Annotated in this window: 34 protein-coding genes; 31 read left to right on the forward strand and 3 right to left on the reverse strand. The window is 44.3% G+C overall.

Features of this window, described 5'->3' with window-relative positions:
- Positions 1 to 4 precede the first annotated feature (4 nt).
- From AC2TDN_RS07280 to AC2TDN_RS07315, 8 genes are all read left to right on the forward strand, one after another.
- Positions 5 to 175, forward strand: a complete 171-nt coding sequence (locus AC2TDN_RS07280) for a hypothetical protein (RefSeq protein WP_484687465.1) — start codon at positions 5 to 7, stop codon at positions 173 to 175.
- 14 nt (positions 176 to 189) lie between these two features.
- Positions 190 to 357 carry a hypothetical protein gene (locus AC2TDN_RS07285; RefSeq protein ID WP_484687466.1) on the forward strand — a complete coding sequence of 56 codons (168 nt, stop codon included), beginning with the start codon at positions 190 to 192 and terminating at the stop codon, positions 355 to 357.
- A 29-nt stretch (positions 358 to 386) separates the two neighbouring features.
- Complete coding sequence (locus AC2TDN_RS07290; protein WP_484687467.1) at positions 387 to 608, forward strand: AbrB/MazE/SpoVT family DNA-binding domain-containing protein; 222 nt, start codon at positions 387 to 389, stop codon at positions 606 to 608.
- Positions 609 to 650: 42 nt separating this feature from the next.
- The gene (locus AC2TDN_RS07295; protein ID WP_484687468.1) at positions 651 to 950 is read left to right on the forward strand and encodes a hypothetical protein; all 300 of its coding nucleotides are present in this window, start codon (positions 651 to 653) and stop codon (positions 948 to 950) included.
- Between the two features lie 204 nt (positions 951 to 1,154).
- The gene (locus AC2TDN_RS07300) at positions 1,155 to 2,096 is read left to right on the forward strand and encodes a hypothetical protein (protein WP_484687469.1); all 942 of its coding nucleotides are present in this window, start codon (positions 1,155 to 1,157) and stop codon (positions 2,094 to 2,096) included.
- Positions 2,096 to 2,392 carry a hypothetical protein gene (locus tag AC2TDN_RS07305; protein WP_484687470.1) on the forward strand — a complete coding sequence of 99 codons (297 nt, stop codon included), beginning with the start codon at positions 2,096 to 2,098 and terminating at the stop codon, positions 2,390 to 2,392. The genes AC2TDN_RS07300 and AC2TDN_RS07305 overlap by 1 nt, the downstream gene beginning before the upstream one ends.
- Positions 2,393 to 2,446: 54 nt before the next feature.
- Complete coding sequence (locus AC2TDN_RS07310; RefSeq protein ID WP_484687471.1) at positions 2,447 to 2,737, forward strand: DUF2829 domain-containing protein; 291 nt, start codon at positions 2,447 to 2,449, stop codon at positions 2,735 to 2,737.
- Positions 2,738 to 2,765: 28 nt separating this feature from the next.
- Complete coding sequence (locus tag AC2TDN_RS07315) at positions 2,766 to 3,221, forward strand: hypothetical protein (protein WP_484687472.1); 456 nt, start codon at positions 2,766 to 2,768, stop codon at positions 3,219 to 3,221.
- Between the two features lie 406 nt (positions 3,222 to 3,627).
- Here AC2TDN_RS07315 and AC2TDN_RS07320 read toward each other — a convergent pair whose 3' ends face one another.
- A complete protein-coding gene (locus AC2TDN_RS07320) occupies positions 3,628 to 3,810 on the reverse strand; it encodes a hypothetical protein (RefSeq protein ID WP_484687473.1) in 183 nt (60 codons plus the stop codon).
- Between the two features lie 135 nt (positions 3,811 to 3,945).
- Here AC2TDN_RS07320 and AC2TDN_RS07325 point away from each other — a divergent pair, with 135 nt between their 5' ends.
- The 20 genes from AC2TDN_RS07325 (at position 3,946) to AC2TDN_RS07420 (ending at position 23,847) form a co-directional block, all read left to right on the forward strand.
- Positions 3,946 to 4,206 carry a hypothetical protein gene (locus AC2TDN_RS07325; protein ID WP_484687474.1) on the forward strand — a complete coding sequence of 87 codons (261 nt, stop codon included), beginning with the start codon at positions 3,946 to 3,948 and terminating at the stop codon, positions 4,204 to 4,206.
- A gap of 85 nt (positions 4,207 to 4,291) precedes the next feature.
- Positions 4,292 to 4,762 carry a hypothetical protein gene (locus AC2TDN_RS07330; RefSeq protein WP_484687475.1) on the forward strand — a complete coding sequence of 157 codons (471 nt, stop codon included), beginning with the start codon at positions 4,292 to 4,294 and terminating at the stop codon, positions 4,760 to 4,762.
- Positions 4,759 to 6,474, forward strand: a complete 1,716-nt coding sequence (locus tag AC2TDN_RS07335; RefSeq protein ID WP_484687476.1) for a terminase large subunit — start codon at positions 4,759 to 4,761, stop codon at positions 6,472 to 6,474. Before AC2TDN_RS07330 ends, AC2TDN_RS07335 begins: the two co-directional genes overlap by 4 nt.
- Positions 6,475 to 6,478: 4 nt before the next feature.
- Positions 6,479 to 8,485 carry a hypothetical protein gene (locus tag AC2TDN_RS07340; protein WP_484687477.1) on the forward strand — a complete coding sequence of 669 codons (2,007 nt, stop codon included), beginning with the start codon at positions 6,479 to 6,481 and terminating at the stop codon, positions 8,483 to 8,485.
- Positions 8,478 to 8,729 carry a hypothetical protein gene (locus AC2TDN_RS07345; protein ID WP_484687478.1) on the forward strand — a complete coding sequence of 84 codons (252 nt, stop codon included), beginning with the start codon at positions 8,478 to 8,480 and terminating at the stop codon, positions 8,727 to 8,729. The genes AC2TDN_RS07340 and AC2TDN_RS07345 overlap by 8 nt, the downstream gene beginning before the upstream one ends.
- A gap of 75 nt (positions 8,730 to 8,804) precedes the next feature.
- Positions 8,805 to 8,936 carry a hypothetical protein gene (locus AC2TDN_RS07350; protein WP_482066565.1) on the forward strand — a complete coding sequence of 44 codons (132 nt, stop codon included), beginning with the start codon at positions 8,805 to 8,807 and terminating at the stop codon, positions 8,934 to 8,936.
- Between the two features lie 46 nt (positions 8,937 to 8,982).
- Entirely contained in the window at positions 8,983 to 9,936 is a 954-nt protein-coding gene (locus tag AC2TDN_RS07355; RefSeq protein WP_484687479.1) for a hypothetical protein, read from the forward strand.
- An 11-nt stretch (positions 9,937 to 9,947) separates the two neighbouring features.
- The gene (locus tag AC2TDN_RS07360) at positions 9,948 to 10,358 is read left to right on the forward strand and encodes a hypothetical protein (RefSeq protein ID WP_482066567.1); all 411 of its coding nucleotides are present in this window, start codon (positions 9,948 to 9,950) and stop codon (positions 10,356 to 10,358) included.
- A 66-nt stretch (positions 10,359 to 10,424) separates the two neighbouring features.
- Positions 10,425 to 11,069 carry an HNH endonuclease gene (locus tag AC2TDN_RS07365; RefSeq protein WP_484687480.1) on the forward strand — a complete coding sequence of 215 codons (645 nt, stop codon included), beginning with the start codon at positions 10,425 to 10,427 and terminating at the stop codon, positions 11,067 to 11,069.
- 70 nt (positions 11,070 to 11,139) lie between these two features.
- Positions 11,140 to 12,150, forward strand: coding sequence for a phage major capsid protein (locus tag AC2TDN_RS07370; protein WP_484687481.1), 1,011 nt, complete (start codon positions 11,140 to 11,142; stop codon positions 12,148 to 12,150).
- A gap of 49 nt (positions 12,151 to 12,199) precedes the next feature.
- Positions 12,200 to 12,553: a hypothetical protein gene (locus AC2TDN_RS07375; protein ID WP_484687482.1), complete on the forward strand. Its 354-nt coding sequence runs from the start codon at positions 12,200 to 12,202 to the stop codon at positions 12,551 to 12,553.
- Positions 12,554 to 12,595: 42 nt separating this feature from the next.
- Positions 12,596 to 12,847 (forward strand): hypothetical protein, encoded by a 252-nt coding sequence (locus tag AC2TDN_RS07380; RefSeq protein WP_482066570.1) that lies wholly within the window; start codon positions 12,596 to 12,598, stop codon positions 12,845 to 12,847.
- On the forward strand, positions 12,847 to 13,089 hold the full coding sequence (locus AC2TDN_RS07385; RefSeq protein WP_484687483.1) for a spike base protein, RCAP_Rcc01079 family: 243 nt from the start codon (positions 12,847 to 12,849) through the stop codon (positions 13,087 to 13,089). The genes AC2TDN_RS07380 and AC2TDN_RS07385 overlap by 1 nt, the downstream gene beginning before the upstream one ends.
- Before the next feature lie 8 nt (positions 13,090 to 13,097).
- The gene (locus AC2TDN_RS07390) at positions 13,098 to 13,682 is read left to right on the forward strand and encodes a hypothetical protein (protein ID WP_484687484.1); all 585 of its coding nucleotides are present in this window, start codon (positions 13,098 to 13,100) and stop codon (positions 13,680 to 13,682) included.
- A gap of 3 nt (positions 13,683 to 13,685) precedes the next feature.
- On the forward strand, positions 13,686 to 14,324 hold the full coding sequence (locus AC2TDN_RS07395) for a hypothetical protein (RefSeq protein WP_484687485.1): 639 nt from the start codon (positions 13,686 to 13,688) through the stop codon (positions 14,322 to 14,324).
- Entirely contained in the window at positions 14,325 to 15,917 is a 1,593-nt protein-coding gene (locus AC2TDN_RS07400; RefSeq protein WP_484687486.1) for a hypothetical protein, read from the forward strand.
- Positions 15,918 to 16,026: 109 nt separating this feature from the next.
- Positions 16,027 to 16,689, forward strand: a complete 663-nt coding sequence (locus tag AC2TDN_RS07405) for a hypothetical protein (RefSeq protein ID WP_484687487.1) — start codon at positions 16,027 to 16,029, stop codon at positions 16,687 to 16,689.
- A gap of 34 nt (positions 16,690 to 16,723) precedes the next feature.
- Complete coding sequence (locus AC2TDN_RS07410) at positions 16,724 to 18,442, forward strand: right-handed parallel beta-helix repeat-containing protein (protein WP_484687488.1); 1,719 nt, start codon at positions 16,724 to 16,726, stop codon at positions 18,440 to 18,442.
- 165 nt (positions 18,443 to 18,607) lie between these two features.
- Positions 18,608 to 20,287: a hypothetical protein gene (locus AC2TDN_RS07415; protein ID WP_484687489.1), complete on the forward strand. Its 1,680-nt coding sequence runs from the start codon at positions 18,608 to 18,610 to the stop codon at positions 20,285 to 20,287.
- A gap of 11 nt (positions 20,288 to 20,298) precedes the next feature.
- Positions 20,299 to 23,847 carry an LPD38 domain-containing protein gene (locus tag AC2TDN_RS07420; RefSeq protein ID WP_484687490.1) on the forward strand — a complete coding sequence of 1,183 codons (3,549 nt, stop codon included), beginning with the start codon at positions 20,299 to 20,301 and terminating at the stop codon, positions 23,845 to 23,847.
- Positions 23,848 to 24,082: 235 nt separating this feature from the next.
- Here AC2TDN_RS07420 and AC2TDN_RS07425 read toward each other — a convergent pair whose 3' ends face one another.
- Positions 24,083 to 24,622: a helix-turn-helix domain-containing protein gene (locus AC2TDN_RS07425; protein ID WP_484687491.1), complete on the reverse strand. Its 540-nt coding sequence runs from the start codon at positions 24,620 to 24,622 to the stop codon at positions 24,083 to 24,085.
- A 75-nt stretch (positions 24,623 to 24,697) separates the two neighbouring features.
- Here AC2TDN_RS07425 and AC2TDN_RS07430 point away from each other — a divergent pair, with 75 nt between their 5' ends.
- From AC2TDN_RS07430 to AC2TDN_RS07440, 3 genes are all read left to right on the forward strand, one after another.
- Positions 24,698 to 24,904 carry a helix-turn-helix transcriptional regulator gene (locus AC2TDN_RS07430; protein WP_484687492.1) on the forward strand — a complete coding sequence of 69 codons (207 nt, stop codon included), beginning with the start codon at positions 24,698 to 24,700 and terminating at the stop codon, positions 24,902 to 24,904.
- Positions 24,905 to 24,969: 65 nt separating this feature from the next.
- Complete coding sequence (locus AC2TDN_RS07435; protein ID WP_484687493.1) at positions 24,970 to 25,836, forward strand: ORF6N domain-containing protein; 867 nt, start codon at positions 24,970 to 24,972, stop codon at positions 25,834 to 25,836.
- Positions 25,837 to 25,966: 130 nt separating this feature from the next.
- A complete protein-coding gene (locus tag AC2TDN_RS07440; protein ID WP_484687494.1) occupies positions 25,967 to 26,155 on the forward strand; it encodes a hypothetical protein in 189 nt (62 codons plus the stop codon).
- A 219-nt stretch (positions 26,156 to 26,374) separates the two neighbouring features.
- On the opposite strand, the gene AC2TDN_RS07445 is transcribed toward AC2TDN_RS07440, so the two are convergent.
- A complete protein-coding gene (locus AC2TDN_RS07445) occupies positions 26,375 to 26,458 on the reverse strand; it encodes a putative holin-like toxin (RefSeq protein WP_484687583.1) in 84 nt (27 codons plus the stop codon).
- Positions 26,459 to 26,660: the final 202 nt, after the last annotated feature.

The following is a 26,660-nucleotide window of genomic DNA, read 5'->3' on the forward strand; positions in this document are numbered from 1 at the left end:
TAGAATGGGTAACTTAGAAAGTTATATTAAAGCAAGAGAGAACGGTTTAACAATGGAAGAAATTCAAAAGAAGGAATTTTTGAGTGAAGCAACGGTGTATTGCTGGGAAATCGGCTATCAATGTTATCTGAAGCGCATGCCTCTGGATAAAGCTCTAGCTTTAGTAATTGAGTGAATAGAGGTGTTCGTATGAAATGGGTTATGATTAGCAGCTTGCCTTATACGCATGAATTTGAGTTGGAAGGCGACGATAGAGTTGTGCTCAAATTGTCCTGCCGTGAATCGGAGATTATGCACAAGATGAGATTAACTTTCGGTCGTGATGTAGAAGTTGAATTGTTCGATGATGAATCATAATGAATACGATTTTTCATAAGGCGGTGTACATGGTGCCAGAAACAAAAGTTCCTGATCACATCCGTGAAGCTATACGGATTAAAGGTAAACATAACAAAATCGTATATGACGCAGATGAAATAATACGTAATTGGTTGGATTCAATAGGTCAAGGTGATAACGACAGCTTTTTAGATGTTTTAATTGATTTTACCGAGCAATCGGAAGATGAATCAGAATGGTGTATCAAAGCATTTGAAGACATGCTGTGATACAACATATTGAATACGGAAGATCATGAGGAGGAATATGCTATGAAATTTGAATATTACGATTTTTTTATCAGTATCGTTTACGGTTATCTTGGGCAATTCACAGAAGAAGGTGACGAAGATGCTCTTGCATACGAAGTCCAATTTGAAGTTGATGAAGATGACGGATCATTTCAATTTAATCAATTAATCACAAAGCCTGATCATTTTAATGAATCGGATTTAACAGATGACATGAAGCGTCAGTTAGAGGCTTTAGTGAATGAGCGTCATAACCTGTTGGAGGATATCGAAATGTGTGATCATTGCCGCAGACAAGCCGAGTATTGTATTTGTCCATAAGGTGTAAGAATAAATCCGAATGTCGAGATGTATCGGAGGCGAAAAAGTTGAGGGATCCGCCTGACCATGACATGGATTTTTGTGACACGGTTGATGACTTAAAGTAATTGTTAATGATCGCTGTAAAGCCTTGTGGTTACTGGATTTATCGATGGTTTTCATGCTATAATAAGTATAGATTATTATGACAAACGGAGGGTTAAAATGAATCAATTAGAACAGGATATCCAAGCACAGGAAGACGTAGTAAGTCAACTTGATCCAAGGACGGCGAAACATGAGGAAGAGCAAGCGAAACTGGATGCGCTCCGTGCGGAATTGGCTGCACAGACAGCGCAAAGTGAGTTATTCGGCGAATTCGAAAATATCACTATCGAGGGAATGACGTTTACGCTTCGCGAATTGTGTTTGGGAGAAACGCAGTATCAAATGATTTCGACATGGCTGCAATTGCGTGAAGGCGATCGGGCCCAGAAGCAGGCGACCATTGATGCGAGTTACAAATCACAAATTGATTCGCTTGAAGATCAAATAACGGAGCTCGAGCAATACCGCAAACGCGCGCTTGAATTAACGGATAAACTGGCCGATATGGAATTACGCCGCGATGCAGCCGCAAGAGAGTTGGAAAACGCGAAAGAGGAAATTGCCCGTTTAACAGCGGATAACGTCTCGATGCGTACAGAACTAGAATCTCAAAACAAACCAACAGCGACAAATCTTAACACGAACCTGGCGGAGATTGCGAAACAACTGCATGCTGCTAAGCCGGCCATTTATAACAAGCAATGGGAAGACGACCTACGGAAGCTGAATTACCGCGCTAACCTCGTTGAGACAGGCGACGAAATTATCATTCCAAGGTTGGAGATTGGCAAATACCGCGAGTTAAGCGAAGAGGATGCTGCGCGATTTCGCCAAGAGTTTGAAGCTCAAAAAGCTGCCGAAGCTGCTGCAGCCGCTATACAGGATTTGGCATTGGTCGCTCCCCCATTAGTGACTCCCAGTGAGGGTGAAGGGGCAACCGGTGGATTGGTTGAATACGGAGCTCTACACGAAGGCGATGCGCCGGTTACTCGGGCAGAATTCGAAGAGCTTAAGCAAGAAGTAGCGCAGCTAAAACAGTCGCAAAGGAGTGTAGCATAATGGCAAAGTATCGGAAGAAGCCAATAGTCGTGGAGGCAGAAATATTCATTGGTGGCCAAGGTATGGAAGATGGGTTCTCAGTGTATGAGACTGAATATCCAGACGAAGGACATACGTATGAAATGTCTTCTGACATTGATACAACACGTCAAACAATTCTTTCACCGGCAATAAAAACAATCAGCGGATGGGCAGACGTGCAAGATGGGGACTATCTCATTAAGGAACAGGATGGAGAAAATCGTTACCCGTGCAAACGCCACATATTCGAAGCCACATATGATTTAGCTGAGTAATTTAATCACACAAGGGCGCTCCAATCGGGGCGCTCTAAACAAAGGAGAATGGATATGAACTTTGGAGCAGCGGTAGAGGAATTGAAAGTTGGGAAAAAGGTTGGTCGTGCAGGTTGGAATGGCAAGGGGATGTTTATCGTACTAATGCCTGAACTAAAGCTTCCGCCATTTAGCACACAAGAACCTGGAGCAAAAGTAAACGATCGCACAGCGAAACACATTGGCGAGGATACACCGTTAGATAGTCAACCGTATTTCGCAATGTTCACCGCGCAAGGTAAATGGCAACCAGGTTGGAATGCAAGCACTCCGGATGTTCTGGCAGAGGATTGGCAAGTAGTTTAACAACAAAACTAAATAGGGGGGATCCGGCATGAGTAACTTCGATTGGGATAGAACGTACAACGATCTGTGCAATGAAATTGAAATACTCGAAATAAGAAGGCACGGATTAGAAGGCGAACTGCGGATCATTCAAAGGCGTATGTTCGCAAATGGCCCGAGAACGAAGCTTGTTGCCAGTTACAGCGGAATGCCAGGAGGAAACTCTGACGATACACCGTTAAACCTTATATGGCCTATGGTACAAACCGTTCAAGCCTCAATGGATGATGTTATGGACATTCTAAGCCTCAAGCGTGAAGCAAAGAGACGCATGGAGGAACGGATGAGCAAGTTCGATACACTGGAGTACAGAGTTGCTTATATGCGTGATGTGGAGCGTAAGACAATCGCGGCAATAGCTACTGAACTGAAGTACTCATACGATTGGATAGCGAGGATCAGCAGCCGATTGAAAAGAGTAAAAGAAACGGCGAAGATAGGATAAACTGTACAAGAACGTACAATCCGGCGTAGACAATTTGTGTTACTCTACTTATAGGTCATTCATGCCGGATGAACTAAATGCAAGTGGGATATGGTGAGTGCGCTATATCTCATTTGCATTATTACAGTGAATCGTGCCCCTTGCACTTCACATATAACAGAACAATCCAGCGCGACAGAGGAGCCGAAAGGCTTCTTTTTCGTTTAAACAGACAAAAACCGCCTTTATTGGCGGCTGTCGCGGTAACGCTCTATTTGTTCTTTAGTCCATATAGGCCCACTAGCCAGTGTTTGGATCGGTAAAGGGAATTTGCCGCGGCTGAGATAAGTATTGATCATCGTACGATTTTTAGGATAATCCCAGCCAAGTATTTCGCATGCTTCCTTATGACCGACCAGTGGGGGGATTAGTTTCCCGACAACAAACCTTGGTTTCTGAGGTATTCTTCAACTTCGTTAATATCTGCAGATTCTGTCAAGCGGAATTCGTCGCCGTTTTCTTCTACTTGGTCAGCGTAGATGATTCCATTGTGCTCGCTGATTACAATGCCGGATTGAACTAGTTCTTGCAATTGGTTGATGTTTGTCATGTGAATGATCTCCTTTTCCTCATCCGCTATTGCGGCTTGTTGGTGTATCGTGTCTCTTGCTGTTGGATACATCATAACATGACTGTTGAACAAACGTCAACAACTATTTTAGTTTCGTTATAGGGAGATGAAACAATGAAAGCGACCATTAACGGTATAGAGGTTGAAGGAACGCCGAGCGAGTTGGTGGATTACATGAAGCGAATGGACGATCTGAGGAGAGAGGGAGTGCATATCAAACCCCCACTCGGTAAAACGCCAGACTGGCTAACGTTGCAACGATCCCCGTATACGACTACAGGAATTGATAAAGGAACGTATCCAACTGGAGCGAACAGCAAGTGCCACGCATCAATGAATGGCGGCTGTTACTGTACAGGAGTATGTCAGACCTAGATGCTATTAGTATTTATGCGGTATGTAACTTAATCTTATGGCGCATTGCGATATGGGCATATTTTGGAAGAGAGGATGATGATTGATGGCATTGAGTGACGAGAAGCGTGAAGAGATCAAAGCGCTCCTTGCTACCGGACTAAGTAAGAACGATATAGCAAAGAGATGCAAAGTATCGTGGGCAACCGTGGACACCCTCTCAAAACAAGAGCCTGATAAAATTGAGAGTTTGCGAGAACATAAAAGAGCCGAGTTTATTGACCGGCTATGGAATAGCATGGATAAGGCATTGGGCTTGGCTGATAAACGGATTCAACTGGCATTGGAAGCATCGGACAAGCTCGATGAGTTGTCAGACTCGATTGGCGACAGTGATTTAGATCCAAAAAGAGCGCATGAATTACAGAATGCAATTACTAACCTCTCGACCATTCCATTGGGCCAGATATCCACTTACATTGGCACGATATATGATAAACACGCGCTGATGACTGGAGGTAAAACAGCAGATGTAGGACTGAGCTTTGAAGATCAGTTAAGAGAGTTGATTAAATGAGCGCTTTAAAAGAATTGGTTAGTGACTACAAGCTTTACTTTCGCAGCTGCTTGAAGATCAGAAACAAGGAAGCCCAGATAACGCCATTTGAAACGAATGATGCTCAAGGAAGACTCATTAAGATTATCGAGGACTGGAAAGAATCTGAGCCGGACGAAACGAAGCGACCAACGTTATATATCATTATCCTAAAAGCGCGTCAGCTTGGCTTCTCAACAGCCACTGAGGGCGTTTTTTTTCATGACCTTAACTTTAGTTTCAACAAAGTGGCAATGATCGTATCGTTTGATGAAGATTCGGCGGTAACGATCAACGACATGGCTGATAGATTCTACAAGTACATGCCGCAGGCGATCAAGCCGAAGCGTAGGCCGAGCAGGGGTAAAGGTATACTCTTCGAAAATCCTCGGTTTGACGACAGCAAGCCGATCAGCAAAGAAAACGATCCTGGATTGCAAAATAAGTTTTTGGTGGAGACGGCAAAGAACCTAAACGCCGGATCTTCGTACACCATCAACTATCTGCATATCTCGGAGCTTGCCAAGTGGGATAAGCCAGAAGAGACCATGACCTCAATCATGCAATCGGTGCCTGACTTTGGCGCTATCGTTATTGTTGAATCTACAGCTAAGGGCATGAACTACTTTCAAGAGCTTTGGGATAATGCCGAACAAGGCAAGAACAACTTTGTACCACTGTTCGTTGCTTGGTATGAGAATCCGCGATACAGAGCGCCGTATAGAGGCTTTGAGCTGACGCCATACGAACGAGAAATCAAAGAGATTTACAATCTCGATAACGATCAACTTCAATGGCGTAGAAACACGATCAAGGATAAGTTGAACGGCGACGAGAACCTATTCAAACAGGAGTACCCTTGTTGTGCTGAAGAAGCTTTCCTAACGACTGGCACGCCAGTGTTCAACAACGAAATTGTTATCAAGCGCATCCGGCAACTCGAAGCCAATCCAGTTGGTGAGAAAGGGAGTCTTGTTTACGATGGCGAGGACGCTGTTAAATTCGTTCCTGATGATCGTGGATGGATCACTGTATTTAAGCATCCGGAGAAGGATAGGCCTTACATTAGCGGCAATGACGTAGCACAGGGCGTCGAAGGTGGAGACTATGACGCAGCGCCGATGCTGGACAACATCACATTGGAGCAAGTGGCGGTCTTACATGGTCACATGAACGTGGACTTATACGCTGAAGAGCTGGTTAAATTCGGTAAGTATTACAACAATGCTTTGTTAGGGCCGGAAGTTAACTTTAACCCCGGCATTGTGACGAACCTGGAACGACTAAACTACCCGAAAATGTACATGAGGCAAGATATGCACACCATCGGCAAAGATATCAAAATGATATTCGGATGGCTGACTGGCATGACGAACCGTAACGCCATTATCTCTGAATTAGTGGAGTACGTGAGGGAGCACATACACCTTATTCACCATGTTCAGACACTGAGGGAAATGCTAACGTTCGTGAAGAACAAGCAGGGAAGGCCGGAAGCGTTGGCAGGCAAGCACGATGACCTTGTTATGGCGTATGCGATTACGCTTGCGATAAGAGGACAGCAAACAACGCGATTACCGAAGTCGCAGCCAAGCCTAAAGGATTTACCACCGGACTTGCAAGAAGATTATCGCAAGGCATCGCCGGATATGAAACAATACATGCTTAACAAGTGGGGAATAAAGGCGGGATGATTGCATGGGACTCATAAAGGATGTGATGAAACGAGTGAAACGTAGCTACAAGCAAGCAATGAAGTCAGATAAACTCTCTAAATGGCAGAACCGGTTAGAAGCTGCCAAGAGTGGTCAGAAACTATCGGAGATGGATAAGCGCGAATACCTGTACTTAGGTGATCGGACGGTAGATAAGAACGTTAACGCCACGACAACGTCGTCCAAGAAAGCGAACAACATCTACAATATCATTTACGAGTTCACCGAGTCACAGATTAACAATCAGATCCCGATGCCTACAGTGAAAAGCAAGCGTGAAGGCTTTGAACAAGATGCGCAAATGATATCTGATTCCATTGCCAGCGATTTGAAAGAGTCGGATATTGAATCTATTAATGATCGTAACGAGCGTATAACGCCGATACAGGGCTTTTCGCTAATTGAGGTAGCTTGGAACCCAAATTTCAAACACCACCTTTACAGGGGCGAAATAGAGCTTATCGGACGGCATCCGAAACAACTGGTTACACAACCAAAAGTATATAACTTGCAGAAGATGGACTATTTTTTCATTCTGTCTGATGTGACACAAGACTATGTTAAGCGACGGTACAAAAAGGATATGACAGGCGAGGAAGAACAGTATCCCGAAAATACACGCTTGTACGATACGGATCAAGCTGCTTCAGGCGCTGTGACGCAAAGGTCACAAGGTGCAGAGGAAGAAGAGCCACTTACGGAGATCGTTTGCTGGTACAAGGATGAAGATGGTGACATAGGAAAGTATGTGTTTATAAATGACACTGAGCTTGAGGATTTACCTAAGTTCTTCTATCGTCGCCTTAATGGTCAAATTCTGAAAGAAGAAACACTGGATAGAGATATTGTGAGAAGAGATGGAACCGTAATTGCTCGAATGGGCGAAAAGGTTCCTTTTTTCATTCCCCAAAGATACCCGGTGAGCGTGAGAATCAATGTGCCGCGAAACTTTGCGTTTGGGGGACAATCTGACCTGGATGTCATTCGTGACCAGCAGGATTCAATTAAACGTGTCGTGCACAAGATGGAGGAAAAGTTGGTAAAGGGTGGCACAATCATCAAAGCCCTTGATACGCACAACACTTTCGACATAAACGACACGATCTACCAGATTGTAAGAGGAACGGCGCCGGAACTGGCTATGATCGAGACGCTAGACCTTACGGCAGACATAAGCAAAGACATCCAGTTCGTTCAGGAACAGTACAGAGTCGCTCAATCCATGCTAGGCATAACGAATAGTTACCAAGGCAAGGAAGACCCTACAGCGCAGTCAGGCAAGGCCAAGCAGATACAGGTACAGCAAGCGAGTGGGCGCATGCAGTCTAAGCAGTTCAATAAAGCGATCCATTTCAAAGAATTATTCGAGATCATCTTCGAATTCAAAGTCGCATTTTATGACGAGATTCGCCCATATCTGGCAACAGACGAGTCGGGCGGTGATTTGTTCGGAGAGTTTGACAAGTATCTGTTGTTACAGCGAGACCGCAGAGGCAACCTGTATTGGAATATGGACTTCCTTTTTGGGACTGACGGGGCCTACGGGCTGCCGAAAGACCCGATGTTCCTTTATGAACAAACGATGGCATTGTTCGGCGCCCAAGCAATGGACTTACAGCAATTATGGACTGTGCTTGAAAGCTTGCAATTCCCTAATGCGAGCAAGATTAAAGAGCAGTGGGATAAAAAGATGGATCAGCAGCAACAAATGCAGCAGATGGAACAAATCATCCAGCAATTGCAACAGCAGTTAGAACAGGCTGGTGGCGAGAATCAACAACTGCAAGGCGCGCTTGAACAAACGAGCCAAGCCAATATGCAAGCTGAAGCGGATGCCGCTAACGCTGCTAACGAATCTCAGCGCATGCAGTTTGAACAGCAACAAGCGGTGGAAGACAAGGCTGCGCAAAGGGAACTGGAAGCCGCAAAGCTGATGATTGAACAACAGAAGGTGCATGCTATAGCGAATCGAGGTACAGGGAATGGCTAATATTGTGAAGTTCAAAACGCCTCAAGACAATGTTGTCGAAGCATTGGAGAAGCTGTTGGAATATGCAAGGAACGGCGAGATAAAGGGGTTCATTTTTGCTGCCAAATGCCCTGATGGAAATATCGCAACATCATGGAGTGAGGTAGATGTTGGAACGCGAGCAGAGCTTAACGCACATTTGCATATAGATACAATATATGACGTTATGGCGGCCAATATGGATCGTCTAGTCGAATACGTATAACAGGCCATTCCTAGTCGTAGGGTGGCCTTTTCTCTTGCCATTTTGGGCATATCTCAACGAAAGGTGGTGATTGACATGAGTAAAGGTGGCGGCGGTGGCTACAAGGTTCCAAACTCTTCGAGTGGAACAGTAAAATCACCAAACAGCATCATCAAGAATCAAAAATCGCCTAAGAAAACAACGGGCGGCGATCTACGCAGCAAGTAAAAAATTCGCGGGGCAGACCGTAGCAACAACTGCAAAGGAGAATGTAATGATGCAAAACATAAGCAGCAAAATGGAAAAGGTCGCTGAATTTCCGCTGAAACTCAACCTTCAACTATTCGGGGAGGATGACGGGACGCCAAGCTTGGAAGATTCGCCAGAATTTGAAGCGGATGCGCGAGAGTTTAACGCAAAAATGGATAAGTACACAAGCTCTCGCACCGGTGAGGATACCAACGATACAACTAACGCTGATACAGCAGATGCGGACAAAGCCGAAAAACCGGAGGTCGTCGAACCGGAGAAGCAGAAGCAGGACTCAGAGACAAATAAAGCATTTCAAGAGATGCGGAAGCAGCTTGAAGCTGAGAAAGCTAGAGCCGCAGAAATTGAAGCGAAGGCGAAGAAAGCTGACGAGCTTATAGCGCAGCAATACGGCGACAGAGGTATATTCACTGTCGAGCAATACGAAGCAGCGCTACAGAAGGAGCGCGAGGAAGAAAACGCGAGACGCTATGAGGAGTCGGGCCTTACTGCTGAAGAAATCGAAGCGATCCGCAATTACAAAGCTACCCAACAGCAAGTACAGCAGTTCACACAAGAACGCACGCAAGCGCAGGCTGTTGACCAGTGGAACCAATTGTATACGGCGTATCCCGAGCTAGTAGAAAGTTCGAAGGCAGCTGATGCGGGCGCAAGTCCTGATTGGTACACTCCTGAAATGCAAGCCGAGATTGCTAGAGGAGCATCACCACTTGCCGCATACCGTAACGCCCACTTTGAAACGATCCTAAATGGACATTTACAAAATGCGCAAGCCGTTGCTAAGCAAGAAGCGCTCGACAAGCTGAATAGTAAGGAACATTTGGCTCCTAACGCTACAACAGGCGGCGAGGTAGACCATGTTGAGATTGATGAACAAACCATGCGCATGTACCGCGCCTTGAATAAAGGCAAAACAGACGCACAAATACGAGCTTGGCATAAAAAACACGCAAATTAGGAGGGTTTTACATGGCAAACGCACCGGGCTTTCGCCCAATTATGCGCCCAGGTATGGGAGAATTACCATTCGAATACTTACAAATGACTGACGGTGAAGCCTCTGCTCTAGGCGAATCCCTTGTTCAAACAAGCGGAAAGCTGACAAAAGGCGGGGCAACGGCTACACCTCAGTTTATTGCAGCTAAGACAGCTGCAGCAGCTACGCCGGGAGCTATTATTCCTGTATGGCGCGTGGATGAGCTTCAGGAGTGGACCACTCAATCAACGGCTACCGTAGCCGTAACGCTAGAAGGGGCTAAAGTAACGATTCACACTGACGGCCTACTGGTTACAGCAACAACAGCAAGTGGAGTATTTGAAATTTCAGAAACGGACGGGGCGACAACGACTTCTAACGTACGCGGGCGGTTTAGAAGGTGATAATTAATTGACCTTTTCCATAGCCGCAATGCTAAATTTATGGTATAATTTAGTAGGGGTGATGCTATGGAATCTCAATGGAAATCTAGCCGGGCAATCAAGGTTTCAGACGAACAGTTTAAGAGTGACTTGGAGCAATACGGCACTCTTAAACTTGCTGAAATCTATGGGGTATCAAAGAACACGGTTGCTGACATGAGGAAAAGGTTAGGCATTCCGTCAAAGCACAAAAAAAACACGCCGTTTATAATCAAGGACGATATGGCGGTATTCACGACAACTAAGGGAATTGTGTTTATTGTTGATGCCGATGATGCGGAAAGAATAAAAAACTTTTCATGGTATATCTCACATCAAGGATATGTCATTTGTGACACTCCGAAACGAGCGACTTTGTTGCACAGGGTTATCATGGGTGCTGAAAAGGGATATGTAGTAGACCACATAAACCATGAGATACTTGATAATCGAAAGTGTAATTTAAGAGTCGTTACGCAGACGGAGAATGGCATGAATCGCAGACTTGAAAAGAGGAACAAGTCATCGGTCAAGGGTGTTACGTGGTACAAAGCCAACGAAAAATGGCATGCATATATTTCAGTTAAAAAGAAGAGGATACACATTGGTTATTTCGACACTTTGGAAGAAGCCAAAGATGCAAGGTTAAAAGCTGAAGAGAAGTACTTCGGGGAATACGCCTACAACCAATAATTCAATAACCACATCAAACAGGGTGCTGATGCACACCTGTTTTTTTGTTACCTAAAAGGAGGAAAGACGCATGATTTTTAGTAAAGCTAGTGGTTTAAACGAGAGTGTCTTTGGAAAGAGCCAGGAACCAATCCGCATGATGCTTACCGATCAGAAGGAAGCATTCGAAGCGGAATCGGTTATCGATAAAATTTTCTGCATGGACGAAACGAGCAATTTTGCTGAGAAATACACCTATGAAACCTCTCTTGGTGACTTCGAGGCGGTTGGCGAGCAAGGCGCTTACCCTGAATCCTCATTCCAAGAAGGTCATTCAGTAGTTGTAGAGCCAGACGAGTGGAAATTGCAGTTCAGCGTCACTCAAACGATGGTCGAAGATGCGAAAATGGGCAAAGTGAAGCAGAAAGCATATGGATTTATGAAGTCGTACCACCGCGGCCGTGAAAAATTCGGACTTGGAATCCTAAACGCCGGGACTGCTACAACGATGGTGTTCGGTAACAATAACAAAGTGTTCGATATCAAAGGCGCTGACAATCTTGCATTGTTTGCAACCAATCACCCTTCCAAAACAGGCGGTTACGGTACGCAATCCAACTATATCGCTAACCCGTTTTCTTATGACGCGCTTTGCCTGGCAGAGGAAGCAATGCAATACATTCGTGACGATGACGGCAACATCATGGATATCTCACCTGACACCATCATTATTCCGTCAAAATCTCGCATTAAGAAACTTGTATTTGATGCTATTGGAGCTGAAGAAGGCGCACCGAACACGGCGAACAACTCTTTCAATTTCCAATATGGCCGCTGGAACGTCATTATGTCCCCTTATCTCAACAACGCGGCTGGAATTACTGCCGGCACTGACACCTGGTACCTCGCTGATGCGAAATGGATGGAAATGTACGAGGGTCTTGTGTTCTTGGATCGCATCCCCCTTAACGTACGTTCATACGTTGATGAAAAAACGGATGCAAACATCATCAAGGGCCGCAGCCGCTGGATTGCCAAACCAAACCGTTGGAATGGTATCTTGAAAGCTGACCCGGGACTATCAGGAACGTTGCTATCATAGTATCAAGGCACTCGAAAGGGTGCCTATTTTATTTTAGGCGGTGAAAAAAATGCCAAAACCAACCGTGTCGGGATACACGAATATGAACTTAGATGGATTAGCAACGCTTCAAACAGGCGTATTGACCGCTCAGACGCTTGCGGGTGGAGATGTGACCTTAACACCTGCCCAAATGGTTAGCGGTCGTATTGAGGTAACAACGGGCCATGCGAGCAATGCTTTTGTCATTCCTGTAACTGATTACGCAGGGAAAGTCATTGTGCTGGCCAACAACCACGCAACACTAGCTGCAAACATTAAAGTGGCTGGCGGCACGGCCGTGCCAGTGGCTGCGACAAAAACGGCCATCCTGCAAGTAAATGGCGCAGGGACTGAAATTTTGAGAGTGACGGCTGATGCGTAGGGAGCGAAATGCTCCCTTTTTTTATTTATAAGGAGGGTTACTATGCTTCCACCTATCGAATTACTTGAGCAACAGGTTAGTCGTATTGATCAACAATTGATGATGTACCTGATTATCGAACAAAGAGAAACGAATCGCCTTCTGCGAGAGCTGAAGGAACCGACAAAGCATGCAGATGAAGAAATAAAGCGGCCTGAGTTGATGAAACGAATGGCGGCTCTCTCTAACAAGCCGCAGGGATGGAATAAATGGAGCAATGAACAGATCGTTGAGCATTTGAAAGGAGTGTCGTAATGGGTGGGAGAGTAGTCGTTGAGCCATATACAAGAGCTGCAGCAGTAACACCTAACAATTCAACAATTATTGCAGCCACGCGCGGATTAATGGCAGCAGCAACGGGGGATATTTCAGTTGTTTTCCCTGATAGCAGCACGGCAACATTCGTAAGCGTTGTAGCTGGTCATGTATACCCAATATCAGTCATTAAAGTAATGGCGACAGGCACGACAGCAACCGGCATTGTCGCGCTGTACTGAGGTGTATCATGGCTAAAACATTAGAGGAAATCCGCTTTATTGTGGAAAGAGACATCCAAGATTATCTTGATGTGTCGAGCGTGGTGGATTGGTCGAATGCTGCCCAAAATGAGTTCATGCTGCGGATATTCATACCAGGCACGACGACACTCGCAATTGATACGACGACAGTAGTTTATACAGGGCTTCCGATTAACATCAGGGAGTTTCGTAGATTCAGACTGCAAAGCGATCTAAATCAAAGCATCAACCGTCCGTTCTATCCTGTCTATGAATATTACAACGGTGAGTTTGAGGTGCCAGTGCCCTTCAGCACAAATGATACCTTGCTCATTGATTATTACGCTTATCTAAAATTGTTTGATGATATAACGGACACGATTGACTTGGAAGATCGTTATTATCCGTTGTACGCATACTATTTGAAGAAAATGTATTATACACTGCCGACGACGATTGCCAAGCTCGGCATGGAATTCGCATTGATGAAATCAGGGGAAACTCAAGCGTCCTATGATATCGCACGTAAACAGGTGACAGATGCCTATGTTAAAGTGATCGGAATACAAAAACCTCGGGAAAGTGGGTGGTAATCCATGATAACCGCAGATGATCTCATCCCCACAATCAAAAAGCTTGCCGCCTCCTTCCTTGAGGAAATCGGAGGATCGGACAGCGCGCAGAACACATTCATTTTCATCTATCTCAATCAAGCGCTGCGGAAACTCGCAAAAATCGCTTATGTGATGAAGATCAGCGATGCGCTCACGATCAGCGCAGACGGATTCGTAACCTTCCAAACCAGCTCGCAGCCTATCACGAACTTGTATGCACCGCTGCGGATCATTGACCCTACAGGCCGAGAGTGTGCCAAACGTACCTCATTCGTCGATACAAAGGCCGGATGGTGGCGCGAGGCTTCTAACACGCAGCTTCACGTAAAAGGGCTTAACGGATCATACACGCTGCATTACATCGCCTATCCTGCACAGATCGCTCAAACATCAAGCCCGGTTGAATTTCCTGACGCTGGATCAATGGGATTAGCTTATTACACAGCCGCATTAATCGTGGAAAGCTTGCCTAACTCGAAAAGTTTGGCAATGCATTTTTATTCGTTGTCTCAGCAGCACCTAAAAATAGCAGCACAAGCAAATGTTGATGCGCGGGGCCATTCATCAGGTGGATTTGTGCCGGGTCTTAATGACGTTGATTTAGCCTTTGGAGGTGGGTAAATGGCATCTGAAGACGTACAAGAACTAGTCTTGGAGGTTTACCCATCGCTAGGCGTGAACACAGCTCTCAATCCTGCTCAACTGCCACAAGGGTCACAGCGGCGCGCATTCGATGCGTGCATGCGATCAATTAATACGATCGGCAAACGCGATGGATCAGCGCCAGTTATAAGTTCGGCGGTTCCCGAAGTAATTAGCCATTTGACCACATATCGAATAAATCAGACGACAGAGGATTTATATGCAGTGTCCGATGACACGCTCTATAAGCTCACAGGAGCGTCTTTAACTGCAATAACCATGACTAACCTATTCGCTAATCCAGACGTGTACAGTGTGGCATTTACGGACGCTGCAAACACATCTGTTTTGTTCCTGACGGATGGCGGTAATGTGAAAGAGTATAACGGAACAGCGGTGAAAAACGTTGCGCCAGCTGCAAACGATCCCGGTCCAGCGCCGGCGAATGGGTTGACCACGATTAATGCGCTCGGCATTAAATATTGCTGGGTCCATAGCGGTCATATATTCGTTACGGATGGCTCGGATACGGTGTATTACTCCAAACGATTCACTTACGATTACTTCCCTGTAGTTCAATTTGAACGCTGGGTTCGAAATAACGACATTATCACAGGTCCCGGCATCACGTTCAATAATGTTTGCCTTATTCCTATGAGAAGGGGATGGGGATTTTTGACAGGGGAATTGTTCGATGATGGCGTTGTAGCGAATGGATTCAGTGGGAACCGATTCCTCAACACGGTGGCCGGCAACATTTCACCGCGGGGCATTGCGCGGATCACCTATCCGGACGGAACGGAGACAGTCGCCTATCTATCAGACAGCGGCGTTCATGAGATTTACACGGTCACCGCATTATCAACGGGTGATCGGCAGTACTCCACAAAGTCGATAACCGAAAACAAGCTTGATATGAATGAGTTTGGATTCACGGAAGCAGAAAAGAAAGCTGCAGTCATGTGGTTTGATCAAGATCGCAGCCAGATGCTTATATCCATCAACAGAGACACGACACATTACATTCTCTGCTATGACACAAGAAATTCTGAATGGTACGTGTGGCGCTTTCCGTGGGCTATAGGAGTGATTCAGAAGTTCAACGGTATAAATTACTTCGGAAGCGCATTGAAGCTCCTACACACCTTCTCTGACGATCTTTATACGGACTGGAACCAGATAGGCAAGACAACAGGAACTGCCGTGGATTTCGATGTTTACAGCGGTCTGCTTTCGTTTGAATTCACTGGTGATAACTCGTACTTACACTATTACCTCGTTGAAGCCCAACAATGGCATGTTACAGCTTCCTTAGATGTGGCTATCATCTACGGCGCCGGGTCGCGGTATGATGCGGAAGCGATTAGAACGACCGTATTTATTTGGGGCGTTCCTCCTGGATGGGAATATGTAGAATGGGTCAACTTGGATTACACCGATCTTACGAACCAAGCGAGAAGACTGGTATTTCACAAAAAGGCGCGATACTTCCAGCGGAGATGGCGCAATAACCGTGACGAGCCTGTTCTTATTCTCAAGGAGGCATTCTTCGGGAGCGTTAGCGGAAGGTAGTAAAATATGGTAAAATAAATGTAGGGATAGGGTAGCTCCCGAACGTGCGTCACTCTAGCGCACTTCCCTTATTTTTTTGAATAGAGAACACTTTTAGAGGGGTGTTAATATGGGTAGATATGTCGATATAACGGATGAAAGATTTACAAGGTTAGTGGCTATAAAAGATGTAGGAAAAGATTGTAGAAATGGCAGGGTATGGCGGTGCATTTGCGATTGTGGGAATCAGGTTGACATTTCATCAAATCACCTTAGAAGAGGTCACACGAAGTCATGCGGATGCCTAAAGAATGATCTGGCTTCTTCCAGATTTACAACTCATGGACATACTAAAAATAAAGTGAGCGTTGAATATAGAGCTTGGGCTAATATGATATCGAGATGTTACAACGAAAGTGCAAGTTATTATGAATTATACGGAGGTAGAGGGATAAAGGTTTGTGATAGATGGAGATCATTTGAACTTTTCCTTTCAGATATGGGGAATAAACCTTCATCAAATCTCTCGGTAGACCGAATTGACGTAAATGGAAACTATGAACCATCCAATTGCAGATGGGCGACAATGGAACAACAAACGAGGAATACTAGACTTCGAAAAGACAACACAACTGGGATCAGGGGTGTTCAGTGGGTTGAGAGACAAAATTCGTGGAGGGCAAACTTTCGGATTAATAAAAAACAAGTAGCATTAGGCTACTATAAAACATTTGAAGAAGCCGTCCAAGCCAGAAAAGAAGCAGAATTAAAATACTGGGGAAAGTCGTCCTAACGGGCGGCTTTTTATTTTGTAAAGGAGGGTTAAAATGTCATATGTAAATCCAGCGCCAATTGTAGCGCTATATACCAACACAACGCCCGGCGTTGCTGCTAACCCAGCAGTTATGGATGACGCTATTGGAGCCATCGTCCAAGCTGTAAACGAGAACTACGATGCGGCCGTAATAACAAGCAATGGTTTGTCCGGTCACAAAAATAATGGCATACTCGATCACCCTGATCAAAGCGTCACAACAGCGAAGATTAAGGATGCGAACGTCACCACGCCAAAATATGCAGATGCTTCGGTCACAACACCTAAAATTGCGAATGTCGCAGTGACAAGAGATAAAATTGCCAATGGAGCTGTAGGAGCAAATCAACTCGATCCAACTCTATTAGAGAACTACGGTGACATTGCAGTGCAGGCAAAGTTTGCTCAAGTTGATGCTCAGTTGGCGGACATTATGATTGATGTTAAATCTTTCGGTGCCAAAGGTGATGGCGTAACAGATGATACTGCTGCAATTCAAGCGGCGGCAGATAGTTTGTCAACAGGAATAAGCCCAATTGCTACTGTAAGGGGTGGTATTCTTTATTTTCCAGCAGGAAAGTTTATTATAAGCTCAACCATACTAATTAATGCGGGAACGATTGTAAAAGGTTTTGGGCGAGATGCTAGCATAATTGTGAACAACACAACAACCGAAGATACTTTTAAAACACCGGAAGTAGGTACGCACAATGCATTTAGTATCTCCTTTAGAGATATCCAAATCATCGGGAGCAGCACCGCTACGAGCGGAAAAGCGATCAACTTGGGTTATAATTTCGTTGGATTGGGAGATATCGCTTGTACTTTTGAAAGGGTCGATATATTTGGGCATTACAACGGAATAGCTATAGGCAATAGTATTGTGGTGAAAATCGACAACGTGATGATACAAAATAGTGCATCCGATGGCATGATTACTAGTGGCGCGTCCAATGTAGTAACCGTTATTAATTCCTATGCTAGTTATTGCGGAGGACATGGTTTCAATATTATTTCGTCTAATTACTGTTCTTTTTTAAATACAGCATCAGATAGTAATGGCGGTGATGGTTATCATTTTTCAAATGCAAAAAGGTTAAGCATGATAAGTGCGGGTGCTGAAGTAAATACAGGTCATAGTTTATATATTAATGTAGGCAGTTCTATTATCCTTACTTCATGTTTTTTTAATCCTAGTGTTAATGATGTTATAAGATTAATTGATGTTACAGGAATGTCAATTATTAACTGCGAAGGAGTTTCCTCAGGGGTTAGTAAGTATGGCATAAAAATATCGGGAGCATTAACAACAAATATTGCTGTAATTGGCGGTTATTTTCAATCAGATTTAGGCGCAACAAACGATTATACAAAGTTTGTATTTGTTAATTATGCGGGACAATTGGGAAGTAGTTTAGCAGTTGGTGTTTTTCCCGAAACGGGGAAGACTAAGTTATATAATTCTATTAGTGATGATGTATTACAAATAGCGAAAACCGGTATAGCTGATTATACTTTCTGTATTGGCACAGATCAGAAGCTAAAAATAAGAGTTAAAAACACCGCTAATTACCCATTTTCCCTTTCTTCGTTGGCTCCTAATAATGCAGTTAGTATTGCGGATTCTGGGACTTTAAATAGTCTATATGGAGTAGTATTGTATTCTCCAAACTTGACTAAATATAAATTAGTCGTGGATAACGCAGGAGTTTTATCGACTGTTTTAGCTTAAAGAAATATAGATTTCCTGAGAAGGAATGATAAATAACAATGAATTGGATCCTATATCACTATCACCGAATCATGAAACGAATACACAAACGCCCGGGTGCATGGCAGACTCGGGTATTTTCACGTCATCTTATCAAAATGAAGTATTACGAAGGGAGAATGAACAATGGCAGTAATGTCAGCTAGTCAAGTAGCAGCAGAACTTCAACGCAAGAAGAGTCTCGGAATAGCCCCAACCAACTCAGCTAACCAAGCGCAATACAACGCTTTAAAGCCAATAAGTGCAACGCAAGCAAGCGCAGGAGCAGCCAAACCAGCAGGATCAGGCAATGCTGTAAAAACACCAAGTGGAGGCTATGTGCCTACTAGCACGGGAAGCCCCGTTACCAAACCTGCTGGTAATAGCTTTGTATCAGCCGGCCAAGCAGCGGCAGGAACGAAACCAACTGTAACTCCACTCGGAGGCATCCCAAAGTATAACGAGGCTTCAACGACTAATTACGGCGGTTCCGGCAATGCGTTAAATGAAATCCTCTACAGTAAAAAGCAGTATGACGCAGGAAACAAGGGTTGGGCTTCTAACAACGCGCAACAACACTACGGCTTCTTATCCGCAGATGAAGCGAGCGCCGTTAAGGGAATGGACACGCAGCAGCTTATTGATTACATCAACAACAAAGGGCAGCCGACCACAAACGCACTTGTAACGCCTTCAGGCGGCTATGTGCCGCCATCTGCCGACCCTATGACTAGCACACAAAGTTCAGGTCAATTAGAGCAACAGGCTTCGGACGCCACGGCGCTTGATAGAGCGGCATTGCTGAATGCGATCAACACGCAAATGGGCGCGCTGAAAAACAACGCCGAGTACTCGAATCAGCTTATCAAGGACAATCGCGTTCTCGAAGACCAAGCGCTGCTAAGAAATAAAAACCCCTTCAGCGGCGCGACAAACTACCAGTTAGCACAGGTGCAGCGTGGCAGATCGATTGATGATACCTCTCGAGCATCGCAACTAGACAATACCCTTAACTCGCTATCTACGGAAATTGCGAACTTCGATAAATTGACGCCTGAACGGCAACGAGCGATTTATAAAGAATTGTTAACTGCTGAGCGTCAGTTTGGGCTGAATGTTGGTCAATTGACCGGCGAGTTCGGAGGAAAAGCCACGCTCGGCGGGCGCGCTCAGAACCTAGCTGAAGATCAATTCGAATACGGTAAGTCACAGGATCAAATACAAAATGATGCTCAGTTCGGTGGGGTATACAACGGCCAGAAGACAGCCGCGCAGACGCAGCAAGATTGGGAAAATCGATTTAACTATGGCAGTGCGATCGGACAATTTTCCAACGGACAGCAGACTCTTGAGAATAAAATGTTCCAATACACCCAAGGCAGAGATAAGGTGGCTGATCAGCAGTGGCAAACGGAATTTGATCGTATTAAGGAGCAAGACGGCATCGGCAATGCTCTCAATTGGGCCCAAAATGCTATTTCTAAACAGAACGCCAATACTTCTAGCACTAACAGTAAATTGAACAGAGAGGAATTCGATTATCGCAAAGAGCGTGATAGTTTAAAAAATAAAACAACACCTGCTTCAAATGTGATGGGTCAAGGAAAGAATACCGCGATATCACCACAGCGAGCATCGTTCCAAGATGAAATATCTGGATTAGATGAGCAGCTAAATTCGATGCAAATTAGCCCCGACGAAGCTCTCAAAACGCTTGCTGCCGATTATAAAGCCGGCTATTACACGGCTGCAGAGGAAGCATTTCTGAAAAACGTCATAAATAACTACAAAATGAAGCAAGCCGCCACAAATATTTATCAACGTTAGGAGGGAAACTCATGCCATTCGCTAAGCCGGGGGGAAGTAACTCCCCTCAACGCGGATTCTCAACAAGGAAAGAACCGAAGGATGAAAACCCGTTCCTCCCAAGACCGTCCGTTCGCGAGCTGTCTGAATCAGAAAGAGTTGTAACCGTGCCTAAAACGGAGACAGCTACGGAATCGTACTTACGGAGACAATCAGAGAAAATAGATTCACAAGATCCCCAGAATGAAACGCTTAAAATGATTAAAGATAACACCGTTGATTTAGCAGCTCAAAGAGTTGATCAAGTATTAGTAGGCGACACGAATTGGACAGCATTAAACGCTATTGGTAAATTCGTTAACAGGTTTAGCCGCGGCATGGGGGATGTTCAGAACGTTGATACGGAAGCTGCAGGAGCTGCACCTAAATTATCAACTGGTTCGAAAATCGCGGATAAATCAGCGGATTTACTCGGTATGGGTGCTGGCGCGGTGACTGATCCGTCTAACATTACAGGAGGATTCCTTTCTAAAACTGCTCAAGCCGGCGTTGGTTTTGCTCAAAAGCTTGCCCCTAACGCCAATAAGTATGTTAAAAAAGCATTGTCAGGAGCGGTTGAGGGTGGTTTACAAGGGGCTGCGCTGAGTGGTACGCGTGGCGAAACGGACTTAGGTCAGGTTGCAAAGAGCGCTGGGTTGGGAGCGGTAGGAGGCGCTATTGTCTCGCCGCTGCTGTCGGCTGCTGGTCAAGGTATTAAGCGAGGATTTGCATTAGCGAAAGATGCAGTACAAGGTGGAGGGAATCCTGCATCAGAAGTGGGTAGCGGCACGGTTAGTGCACCAAAAGAACACTGGTTCAATAAGCTGTTTGGTAATTCCTCAATTGGTATTACACCAGGATCAAGAGGTCCGGAACTGATCGATACCCAAATAGTAAGTAGAGCCAAAGAACAGAGCCCACTTATCGAAAGGGCTCAGGATTTAGTGACGAATGTTGATAATAATATCGTTGATCGCTTCTCTCCATTTAAACAAATCAACAAAGAAACATACAATGCCGCAATGGATTCTACTCGCGCAAATAACCTTGCCAATGTGACGATCAAAGATAAATTCGTCGATCTTGAGGGTAATGTGCTAGGCAAGTCATTGAAGGACGTATACGCCACTGTGCCGCGTGGAGCTAAGAATATAGCTGATAGGTACGTGATTATGCGCGATGCTATTAGCCGCATGGACAGAGGCTTAAAAGTGTATGGGAACGAATCGTGGTTCCCTCAAACCGCTGAAGCTGCAGCCAATATGCTCAATCAGTTGGAAGCTCGAAACCCATGGTTAAAACAATTTGGTGAGGATTGGAACCAATTCAATAGAAACCGCCAAGATTTATGGGTGCAAAGCGGTATCGTGTCCAAGGAATTAATTGGCATTCTACGGAATACAAATCCGAACTACGCGCCAATGATGCGACAAGTCAGCAAGACAAACTTGAAAAATAAAATAGCACTTAATTCGTCTAGGTCGGGCTTCAGTGGTCAAAGAGCTCCTATCCGGAGGGCAGTAGGTAGCACAAAGAAAATCATCGAGCCGGCACAAGGCATGATCGAAAGCACCGGCGCTTCATATAACGCAATGATGCGGAATAGAGCGATGGTAAAGCTTTACGATGCTGTTAAAGCTGATCCGGACAAATACAAGGGCGCAATCGAAATCGTGGAAGACACTTCTGACATGAAACAAGCCACTTTAAAAGCAATAAACGAAGCGCTTGAGGAAAATGGTCCCGATGGTGTAGCTGCGATGCTCAATGATGAATTGAACGGTTTGTTCAAGAGGGCAAAGCAAGCCACCGGGGGCAGCCAAGCGACAGTCACTGTTATGCTTGACGGAAATCCAGTTAAGCTGCGCGTTCATGATGAAAGCCTTTTGAAAGCTGTTGAAGGGATTGCGCCGGAGCAGTTAGCCGGAATTGTTAGGATCGCTAACGTAATATCGAAAGGAATTAAAATATCCGCTACAGGCGCTTTAGCACCACTTCAAGGGGCGAAGTTAGCGCTGCGAGATATACCGATTGCTGCAGCACAGTCGGTCGATAAGAAAAGATTCATCGCAGATATAGGCCATGCCGCAATTAGTCAAATGGCTGACTGGCTGCCTGAATCAGTTCCTATCGCAAGAGACATTGGTCGTTTATCACGTGAGTATTATAGGGCTGGTGGAGGCTATGAAGCCTATCTAAAGGGCGATTCCAAGATTAGGGCTGTTAGTTCGGATATCACAAGAGATCCATTGTTATCCGGTCGAAATCTCTGGAAGACAACTAAGCAAATACAGCCGCTAAGACCGCTTAAAGCGCTTGGGGATGCATTGGAGAACATTCCGCGTATAGCTGCGTTTAATGCTCAAATGCGAAAAACAGGATGGAGTCGCGATCCTGAAGCTGTGAGAGCTGCGGTAGATGCTGGTCGTGAAGCTACGGTTAACTGGTCGCGTAGAGGATCAAAGGGAGCCAATCTCGAAGCAGTTCTACCCTATTCCAACGCAGCCGTACAAGGGACATATAGGTTGGTTAAAAGATTTAAAGAGCAGCCTATATCTGCAACGGCATTAATTCTCGGTGTGGCCGGGGCTAAGATAGCAGCATATGAGAAGTTTAAAAATGACCCCGACTATGAACAGCGCAGCCGTTTTGAGAAAGGAATACCTATTGAAAAAACTGCTGATGGCAAGTTTAGAACAATCCCAGTAGAGCCGACAGAGGCGTACATTGCCGATCAGATACTGCACTTTTATAAATGGGCAACTGACGGAAAAAAAATGCCAGACATAAAAGAAAACATAGAAGAAGGCGTGAATGCGTTCCTGCCTAAATATGTAGCTGGACCATTATCTGCGCTTACATCTCCTGGAAAGAAGATCGACCTCACGTCAGGGTTATCTAACACGGTGGGGGGTTCAGTTTTTGAACCAATAGGCGCGGCAATTGTGGGTAAGAACTTTTATGGTGGGGACGTTGTTCCGCGTGAATATCAAGATTTATCTACTGACTTAACCTATAATGAGACAACAAGCGCAGCAGGCAAGTGGGCCGCTGAGCATCTGGGTATTGATGCTTTCACTTTCGATTATCTGGGACAGAAATTTGGTGGAGATATTGCAAAGATTGGACTTCCAATGACCTCTGACGTTGGCAAAGTAGATCCTATCGGGAATATCTGGGACGAAACGCTTACTAAATTAAAACTGCTTGAAGATCCTGTTATGAAAAACCGAATATCTGACGACTTCTTCAGCTATGCGCTTAGTGCAACTCAGGCGAAAGCTGCTAATTCGAAGAAGGATATACCGCTTCCTGGTTGGTATCAGGACGCATACGACGAAGTGACGAGCCACAAAAAGGGCAGCATAGCTTCAATGGTTAGTGATTTAAATACAGAAAAGAAAGATACTCTGCGTAATTTAACCTTGTCGGCTAAATATAGAGCTGATAAACTACGTGATATACAGCGTGAAATTAATCTTCTGAGGATACAGGGCATAAAACGCATGGAAGAGTTGGGCGTTCCTAAAACAAGGGAGTAGGTTAGAATATGTTGGTCAAATTAAAAAACGGTTTTTTAATATTCATCAACATGCTAGGAGTGGTGGCAATAGTGTATTTCGGATCACTTATTTTATTCGAAGTTGAATCATTTTACGAATTTATAGGTGATAAAATACCGTTACTCGGAAGATTTTTTGATTGGGCGAAAGAAGTAGTATCTTAATTTACCAAATAAAAAGACACCTAGCGATTAGGTGTCTTTTTATTTATTCTTTATAGATTTCGAAATTCTTCCCAGAAATCATTGTTCAATTGTTTATCAGTACCGAGATGGGATTCGTATTTATTTATCCAATAATCTTTTTTGGTAACTTCTCCAATAAAGCCCGGGATAGTTTGAATGTGGTCAAAAAACATTTCAAAACTTTTTTCTTCTTTGATTATCAATTTCTTTAATTCTTCTCTAGTTTGTCTAAATATTTTTAGAATATTTTCTGTTCTATCATCTGGCTTTTGAAGTTGTTTTTCATAGTAACCGATGTCTTCTTCACATACTTCCCGTTGCCTTCTCGCCTCAACATAAATCTCATAAAGGTAACCGCCTTTTAAATCTTCAAAGTGATAACCAATAATAAAATCAATTGATTCTTCAAGATGATGTCTGATTAACAATAGAGTTGATAAGTTTGGCTCTCGGCGTCCTGTCTCAAGATGCGAGTAACCCTGTTGTGATATTCCCAACTTTTCGGACAATTCTTTTTGACTTAATCCCTTTATTTCTCTGAGCCAACGAAGGCGTTCTGAAAATAACATTAACAAAATCACTCCAATGTGTAGACAAGTATTACAAAACGTAGTATATTTAATACAGAACGGAGGTGAAAAGCAATGGCAAAGCCAAGAAATCGATTAGAATACCTCAGAAAAATGAACTTCATGTCACAAAAAGAGGTAGCTGAGAAACTAGGAATTTCGCAACAATCGTACTTCAAGATTGAATCAGGCAGATGTCGTCTAACAATCGATACGGCCAGTAAATTGAAAGCAGTCTACAAACTAAGCTACATTGATGAATTGATTGAAGAAGCGATTTAATACAAAACGTTGTATTTATACTATTCTATACTGCGTTAGGCAGTTATACAAGGAGGAATGGAAATATGGATATTCAGATTAAAGGGAGTTCTGTAGTTTGTGGTGTTAAGGTTCCAAACATCGCTGGAGGATTCGGACCAAACAAAAAATCTTTGTTGGCGAAGTACATTGCAGTAATGCATGACAAGAAAACTTTCCACGTAAACGAAGCTGTCAACAACAATCAAGATCGATTCAAAATAGGTATCGATTATCTGGATTTAAAGAACCCAGAGTTCAATCAGATTGTCATCGATTTGGTCGATAACAATTTTTTAACCAAGATGGAGACTGCAAAGGCGGAATCAATTCTTGTGTTTTCGGAACGTGGTTATGCTAAACTTTTGAAAATTTTTGATGACGATATAGCTTGGGAAAAGTATGACGAAATCCTTGACGGTTACTTTCAAGCAATGGAAGAAAAACGAACAACTAACAGACATCAATCGTGGTTACGTCGAGCAGAGGACCATATGAAATTTGCGAAACTGCTCGCGGAGACGACAGGCGTCAAGCCAGGTATTGCCTACGCAGCAGCCATCAGCGAAGCGGAGAAAGAAACGGGTCGGTCATTGGAGACATACAGACTCCTCTTGCCGGCAGCAAATCATGAAATCGGAATACTAAATCCCTCATCTATAGCTGAAAAGGCTGGATTGAAAAGCGCTGTAGCTGCGAATAAACTTCTTGAGGAACTCGGTCTCCAACATTCCGAGGTTGTCACAAGAAAATCGAGGAAGACCGGAGATGACAAGACAGAGAAAATGTGGAGATTGACCGATCTAGGCAAGCAGTACGGCGAGGAATTCCCTTTTGTGAAAAATGGGCACAGCGGGTATCAAATCAAATGGAGTGAAAAAGTCATTGATCTATTACAACAAAAGTCAGCATAAAAGAAAAAACCTCTCCTAGTCCGCCAAAGACACAAAGGAGAGATCACACACAGGGCTATCGCCCACCTACCCACATTATAACCTACATAACCCAGCATGAGAAGTGGGCGACCCTCAAACGGAGGGTAAAATGAAAGATACATTAGATATAGCGGAACCTGAGTTTTGGAGAAGATTCCTAACTCATGATGAATTCTTGAAGGTAGAAGCAAAGCTTTCATGTCTCAAGGAACAAAATCCCAACTATGAATTTACTGAATTTTTGAATGCCTTATACGGATTGATTAGTGCTTTTACTGAAATGAATTTGCAATTATAAATCCAAGGATGTAGCTTCTGGCTACATCCTTTTTAATGAGGTGATAAAATGAGGTCGAGAGCATCCCCATATTGCACGTCTAAAACAGCTATGATATGCTTACAATAAGAAAGAGCGCAGATGTATCAGCATCTACGCCCTTGGTACACATCCGCTTTAAGAGCGGTCAGCTTGGAGAGATTGATCAAAGGATAGACCGAACCTATCGCAGGGGGCGGTCTATTTGTCTTTTTTGATCAGTAACACGAGTGTAGCGAATGCGATCATAAGATACATCGTCTCGAATACTGTCATAAGCATCATCCTCCTTTCACAGAGGATTAGCCGACCGCCCTTATAGCCTTTTATGTACTCGTTATAGTATATCTATTATTTACAAATATGTCGCTATTAGTTTATAATAATCTCAAATCGCAAATGCATGCGTCAAAGAAGTCGCCGGGAAAGCATCCCAGCGGCTTTTTTGTGTTCAGGAGGAAGCTATGGACCCGCCTATTGAGTTTCA

The organism is Paenibacillus sp. Y660, assembly GCF_057221575.1.

Bases quoted from the DNA above. Each gene is read 5' to 3' on its own strand.
- AC2TDN_RS07320 (WP_484687473.1), bottom strand. From the start codon at position 3,810: ATGACAAACATCAACCAATTGCAAGAACTAGTTCAATCCGGCATTGTA.
- AC2TDN_RS07445 (WP_484687583.1), bottom strand. From the start codon at position 26,458: ATGATGCTTATGACAGTATTCGAGACGATGTATCTTATGATCGCATTC.
- AC2TDN_RS07300 (WP_484687469.1), top strand. From the start codon at position 1,155: ATGAATCAATTAGAACAGGATATCCAAGCACAGGAAGACGTAGTAAGT.
- AC2TDN_RS07395 (WP_484687485.1), top strand. From the start codon at position 13,686: ATGATAACCGCAGATGATCTCATCCCCACAATCAAAAAGCTTGCCGCC.
- AC2TDN_RS07375 (WP_484687482.1), top strand. From the start codon at position 12,200: ATGCCAAAACCAACCGTGTCGGGATACACGAATATGAACTTAGATGGA.
- AC2TDN_RS07400 (WP_484687486.1), top strand. From the start codon at position 14,325: ATGGCATCTGAAGACGTACAAGAACTAGTCTTGGAGGTTTACCCATCG.
- AC2TDN_RS07360 (WP_482066567.1), top strand. From the start codon at position 9,948: ATGGCAAACGCACCGGGCTTTCGCCCAATTATGCGCCCAGGTATGGGA.
- AC2TDN_RS07365 (WP_484687480.1), top strand. From the start codon at position 10,425: ATGGAATCTCAATGGAAATCTAGCCGGGCAATCAAGGTTTCAGACGAA.
- AC2TDN_RS07295 (WP_484687468.1), top strand. From the start codon at position 651: ATGAAATTTGAATATTACGATTTTTTTATCAGTATCGTTTACGGTTAT.
- AC2TDN_RS07425 (WP_484687491.1), bottom strand. From the start codon at position 24,622: ATGTTATTTTCAGAACGCCTTCGTTGGCTCAGAGAAATAAAGGGATTA.
- AC2TDN_RS07405 (WP_484687487.1), top strand. From the start codon at position 16,027: ATGGGTAGATATGTCGATATAACGGATGAAAGATTTACAAGGTTAGTG.
- AC2TDN_RS07385 (WP_484687483.1), top strand. From the start codon at position 12,847: ATGGGTGGGAGAGTAGTCGTTGAGCCATATACAAGAGCTGCAGCAGTA.
- AC2TDN_RS07325 (WP_484687474.1), top strand. From the start codon at position 3,946: ATGAAAGCGACCATTAACGGTATAGAGGTTGAAGGAACGCCGAGCGAG.
- AC2TDN_RS07380 (WP_482066570.1), top strand. From the start codon at position 12,596: ATGCTTCCACCTATCGAATTACTTGAGCAACAGGTTAGTCGTATTGAT.
- AC2TDN_RS07310 (WP_484687471.1), top strand. From the start codon at position 2,447: ATGAACTTTGGAGCAGCGGTAGAGGAATTGAAAGTTGGGAAAAAGGTT.
- AC2TDN_RS07390 (WP_484687484.1), top strand. From the start codon at position 13,098: ATGGCTAAAACATTAGAGGAAATCCGCTTTATTGTGGAAAGAGACATC.
- AC2TDN_RS07430 (WP_484687492.1), top strand. From the start codon at position 24,698: ATGGCAAAGCCAAGAAATCGATTAGAATACCTCAGAAAAATGAACTTC.
- AC2TDN_RS07290 (WP_484687467.1), top strand. From the start codon at position 387: ATGGTGCCAGAAACAAAAGTTCCTGATCACATCCGTGAAGCTATACGG.
- AC2TDN_RS07415 (WP_484687489.1), top strand. From the start codon at position 18,608: ATGGCAGTAATGTCAGCTAGTCAAGTAGCAGCAGAACTTCAACGCAAG.
- AC2TDN_RS07330 (WP_484687475.1), top strand. From the start codon at position 4,292: ATGGCATTGAGTGACGAGAAGCGTGAAGAGATCAAAGCGCTCCTTGCT.
- AC2TDN_RS07435 (WP_484687493.1), top strand. From the start codon at position 24,970: ATGGATATTCAGATTAAAGGGAGTTCTGTAGTTTGTGGTGTTAAGGTT.
- AC2TDN_RS07420 (WP_484687490.1), top strand. From the start codon at position 20,299: ATGCCATTCGCTAAGCCGGGGGGAAGTAACTCCCCTCAACGCGGATTC.
- AC2TDN_RS07345 (WP_484687478.1), top strand. From the start codon at position 8,478: ATGGCTAATATTGTGAAGTTCAAAACGCCTCAAGACAATGTTGTCGAA.
- AC2TDN_RS07355 (WP_484687479.1), top strand. From the start codon at position 8,983: ATGATGCAAAACATAAGCAGCAAAATGGAAAAGGTCGCTGAATTTCCG.
- AC2TDN_RS07410 (WP_484687488.1), top strand. From the start codon at position 16,724: ATGTCATATGTAAATCCAGCGCCAATTGTAGCGCTATATACCAACACA.
- AC2TDN_RS07315 (WP_484687472.1), top strand. From the start codon at position 2,766: ATGAGTAACTTCGATTGGGATAGAACGTACAACGATCTGTGCAATGAA.
- AC2TDN_RS07285 (WP_484687466.1), top strand. From the start codon at position 190: ATGAAATGGGTTATGATTAGCAGCTTGCCTTATACGCATGAATTTGAG.
- AC2TDN_RS07350 (WP_482066565.1), top strand. From the start codon at position 8,805: ATGAGTAAAGGTGGCGGCGGTGGCTACAAGGTTCCAAACTCTTCGAGT.
- AC2TDN_RS07335 (WP_484687476.1), top strand. From the start codon at position 4,759: ATGAGCGCTTTAAAAGAATTGGTTAGTGACTACAAGCTTTACTTTCGC.
- AC2TDN_RS07440 (WP_484687494.1), top strand. From the start codon at position 25,967: ATGAAAGATACATTAGATATAGCGGAACCTGAGTTTTGGAGAAGATTC.
- AC2TDN_RS07280 (WP_484687465.1), top strand. From the start codon at position 5: ATGGGTAACTTAGAAAGTTATATTAAAGCAAGAGAGAACGGTTTAACA.
- AC2TDN_RS07370 (WP_484687481.1), top strand. From the start codon at position 11,140: ATGATTTTTAGTAAAGCTAGTGGTTTAAACGAGAGTGTCTTTGGAAAG.
- AC2TDN_RS07340 (WP_484687477.1), top strand. From the start codon at position 6,479: ATGGGACTCATAAAGGATGTGATGAAACGAGTGAAACGTAGCTACAAG.
- AC2TDN_RS07305 (WP_484687470.1), top strand. From the start codon at position 2,096: ATGGCAAAGTATCGGAAGAAGCCAATAGTCGTGGAGGCAGAAATATTC.